We start from the raw sequence: 4,074 nt of genomic DNA on the forward strand, positions 1-4,074 counted from the left end.
GAAACTCGATTTTTTCCTCGAGGATTTGAAAGCCTTCAGAGCACGTGGGTTTTGTTCCGGATCTGCTTTAAATTTCTGGGCGCCTGGCAGATCCTCATGGAACGCGGCCCGAGGCCTCGCTCTTGCTGCTTTCGCAGGTATAGTAGCAAAAATCGCGATTTGTATCATTAGAAGTTTGTTAAACTTTTGCTGTTTATATAATAGAAACTTATATCTTCGAGGACTTTTGAATCGGGGATTGTCGGGAATATCGGGGATGGTCGGGGTTATCGGGAAGGTGGCGCCTTTGAAATGTAGAAGGCGCCATTTCTGATTTGGACTTTAGCCCTCAGTTTCGACTTGTACGATCGTACAGCCCCCCACCGCTTCGCGGAGCCTCCCGAACTTCGGGGGGCCTTTTCGCGTACCGATTGTTTCATTTTCCCCAGGTACGTTTCGCCAGTCAGTCTCATAGGTGCCCATATAAAAAGGGCGGCACTTTATGAATTGTGTGCCGCCACCTTCCCGAGTCCCGATGTCCCGAGTCCCGAACGATTCAAAGCATCGAAGACAACTGATTTTTCAAAGTTTCAAAGAACTCAGCCCCCATTGAACCACTGGCAGCTCATTGGGACCCTTATTACGTAACGCATGAGATTTTTGTGTCAGTTGGCATTCTTTCGATGGATAGCCCCCTTCACCGCCTGCGGCGGAGCTTCCCCCGTTGGGGGACGCAATTCATTTTCGACTTGTACATTTACAGGCGAAAGTGCAGTTCGTCCCCTCAGCCTCACTACGTTCGGCAGCTCCCCTATCGAGGGGAGCCTTTTCGCGGACCGTTTACCTCATTTTCTTCAGGTACGTTTCGTCAGTCAGCCTCAGATGTGTCCATATAAAAATGGCGGCACTTTATGAATTGTGTGCCGCCACCGCCCGAGTCCCGTTTCCCGAGTCCCGATTGACGCAAAGTTTCGAAGACAGCCGGGCATGCAAGGCTGCAGGGATTTCAGTTAAAAGTAGTATTTCCAGTGCCTTGAAAAGTTTAATTTATTTCTAATGATACAAATCGCGTTTTTTGCTACTATACCTGCGGAAAACGAAATGAAGCCCGGCCCGGGACGGCGGAGTGGAGTTTTCCGAAGTTCAATAAAGGAAAGGATATGATTTCATGAAGACTCTTGTACTTGATTTCAGAACCGCAGGAAATGCGAAGGTAAAGGTGAAGGTGGCTGATGCAAAGGATGGGCTGACTCTGGATGCAGTCAAAGCTGCAGCAGATAAGCTGATGCCTGTGCTGGTTTCTACCGCCGGTGAAGGTCTTGCTTCTCTGGAGCAGGCTTCTGTGGTCACTACTTCTACTGAAATTCTTGCCTGATTGTAAATGGTTATTTTGAAAGGATGATTGAATATGGCAATTTCTAAAAAAGTTTCCGATGTAAAGCTTCAGTTCCGCTTTGAAAATGGGACTAATTCTTATGGACAGACTAAGTATAAAACCGTAAGTCTTTCCAATATCAAGCTGAATGCGAGTGATGAACAGCTTTTCGATGCAGGCACCGCCTATGCCGGCCTTACTGCCCAGGTGCTGGGGGGTCTCTCCCGTGTGGATGTGTCTGATCTGGTCTTCACTGACTGATTGATGGATTTCTAAGTTCAGCTTTGGCTTCCTCCTGAAAGGGGCGCCCGAAAGGGCGTCCCTTTTTTTCGTGGTGGAAATAAGGGGATGCATAAAAGTTCCCGGTTCCGAGGGGTCCCATGAGTACGGTACGCATGGGACTTTTGTGTCGATTGGCATTCTTACGATAGATAACCCAGCAACACCTGCTGCGCGGGAGCTTCCCCCGCTCCCGGACGCAAATCCGCTTGCCTTTAGCTCATTTTCGACTTGCAGCTGTAGTACGGCCCACCCGTCGCCTTCGGCGCCACCCTCCCAAGCCTGGGAGGGCTGGAACAATCCGACTTGTATGGATAGTGTCAAATGTTCCGGGAATATTTTGGCAATCAGCCTCACAAGTGCCTTACAGCGCTATCACCTATCCGCCTGCGGAGCTTCCCATCCAGAACAGGGGCCCTGCAGCATGCTTACCTTTTCCTCAAATGCGACTCGACTGTGTAATGCGTGGGAATCATAATTCATCCTATCCGCCTTCGGCACCTTCCCTATCTAAGGGAAGGTTTTTCATCAGGCGGCTTCGCCGCCAGGTGGGATTCTCAGAACTCGGAACTTCCATGGGACCTAAATATAAAAATGGCCGCCCTATGAATCTGGCGGCCACCTTCCCGATTCCCGATGTCCCGATTCCCGAACGATATAAAGTCTCGAAGACAGCTGAGAAATCAAGTCTGCAACGAATTCAGTTATTCTGAGAACTGATTACTGATAACTGATAACTTTTTATACGATTTTTCTTTGATTATTTATACACATGGACGTATAATAATTTCATCAATAAATGGGGAAAAATGGGAAGCTCTTAAAAATATGTGATTAGGGACAGGGGGCTTTCATTATGGGAAAAATTGAAGATCTGGTACAGCAGCAGGAAGAGTATGTCATCGGTCTGCGCCGGTATTTCCATTCTTATCCGGAGGTGTCGCACAGGGAGTTCGGCACGCGGAAAAGGATTATGGAGGAGCTGGACAGGCTGGGGATTCCTTATGAGCCGGTGGAAGGGACCGGGCTCATTGCAAGGGTTGTGGGAAAGCTGCCTGGAAAGCACCGGGTGATCCGTTCGGATATCGATGCTCTTCCTGTGACGGAGGATGCGTACAATCTCAGGCAGAAGAAGGTTTGTATTTCCAAAAATATCGGGGCCTGCCACGCCTGCGGTCATGATTGTCATATGGCCATGCTGCTGACGACGCTGAAGATTCTGAACGAAATGAAGGATGAGCTCCACGGCACGATTTATGGGACTTTTGAGGAGGCCGAGGAGATGCTCGGGGGCTGGAAGCAGGAGCTTGCGGGACTTAAGAAGTATCCCATCGATGAGTGTTTCGCGCTTCATGTGTATTATCATCTGGATGCGGGGAAGGTGAATATCGCGGTCGGACCCCGGATGTCGGGGGCTGCTTTCATCGGTGTGACTTTCCACGGGAGGAGCGGCCATATTTCCAGGCCTGACCAGGCTTTGAATCCCATCATTCCGCTGGCTCATTTCATTACGGAGCTGAATTCGGTGTATAATAACCGTCTGGCCGTGGATCATCCGGTGACTTTGGGTTTTGGCCAGATTGTGGCCGGGACGGCAAATAATGTGATCCCGGATGAGGCTTCGGTGTACGGGTCTTCCCGTTTCTTCGATGTGGAGGAAGGGAAAAAGGCGTCGGAGCTGATTCACCGGGTGGCGAAAAATACGGCGGACAGTTTCGGCTGCACCGTGGATTTCCCGCTGGAGCAGTTCCTTTACCCTGTGGTGAATGATGAAAAAGTGGCTCTTTCGGTACAGGAGAAGTTCGGGGAGCTTTTTGATGGAAATATGCTCTCGGAGTGCGAGCCCTGGTACGCATCGGAAAGTTTCGCCAATGTCATGAGGACCTATCCCGGGGCCCTGGGTTTCGTGGGTATCCGGAATGAGGAACTGGGGAGCGGAGCGCTCCATCATAACAGCCATTTCGACGTGGATGAAAAGGGACTCCTGGTCGGAGTCCGGACGGAATTGGCTTTTGCTTTGAAATAGCCGTTAGCAGTTAGCCGTTAGCTTTTAGAAGTCAGTAAAAATCCTGCCTCAAATTTGAGGCGGGATTTTTTTATGGGGAAATATAGGATGGTCAGGCTCCCCCTGGGGGGAGCTGGCGCCGAAGGCGTCAGAGGGGGGAGGGATGAAATCCCGGAAAGCTTTTATTCGGAAATATCGAAATGATCGATTCTTCGAATCGACTTGCCCTCTCAGCCGCGCCGGTGTTCCCGAGGGAGAGCCCGTGCTTACGGATTACCCCATATATCCCAGGTACCTTTTGTCCGTTAGCCTCATATGTGCCCTAAACGATAGCAAAAAAGGCTCCCCCTGGGGGGAGCTGGCGCCGGAGGCGTCAGAGGGGGGAGGGATGAAAATAAAGAATTCGAATCTTCCATACATCATGACTACGTTACGC

At 50.3% G+C, this 4,074-nt stretch carries 4 protein-coding genes; all 4 read left to right on the top strand.

Annotated features, from left to right (window positions below; genetic code table 11):
* The first annotated feature begins 1,147 nt into the window (after window positions 1-1,147).
* On the top strand, window positions 1,148-1,354 hold the full coding sequence (locus VZT47_RS09515) for a DUF2922 domain-containing protein (protein WP_330224729.1): 207 nt from the start codon (window positions 1,148-1,150) through the stop codon (window positions 1,352-1,354).
* 33 nt (window positions 1,355-1,387) lie between these two features.
* A complete protein-coding gene (locus VZT47_RS09520) occupies window positions 1,388-1,615 on the top strand; it encodes a DUF1659 domain-containing protein (protein WP_330224730.1) in 228 nt (75 codons plus the stop codon).
* An 874-nt stretch (window positions 1,616-2,489) separates the two neighbouring features.
* A complete protein-coding gene (locus tag VZT47_RS09525; protein ID WP_330224731.1) occupies window positions 2,490-3,659 on the top strand; it encodes an amidohydrolase in 1,170 nt (389 codons plus the stop codon).
* A gap of 142 nt (window positions 3,660-3,801) precedes the next feature.
* The coding region (locus VZT47_RS09530) for a hypothetical protein (RefSeq protein WP_330224732.1) at window positions 3,802-4,074 on the top strand (273 nt) is incomplete at its 3' end.

The organism is Dialister sp. (genome assembly GCF_036343215.1).
Lineage (GTDB): Bacteria > Bacillota > Negativicutes > Veillonellales > Dialisteraceae > Dialister.

Bases quoted from the DNA above. Each gene is read 5' to 3' on its own strand.
- VZT47_RS09515 (WP_330224729.1), top strand. From the start codon at position 1,148: ATGAAGACTCTTGTACTTGATTTCAGAACCGCAGGAAATGCGAAGGTA.
- VZT47_RS09520 (WP_330224730.1), top strand. From the start codon at position 1,388: ATGGCAATTTCTAAAAAAGTTTCCGATGTAAAGCTTCAGTTCCGCTTT.
- VZT47_RS09525 (WP_330224731.1), top strand. From the start codon at position 2,490: ATGGGAAAAATTGAAGATCTGGTACAGCAGCAGGAAGAGTATGTCATC.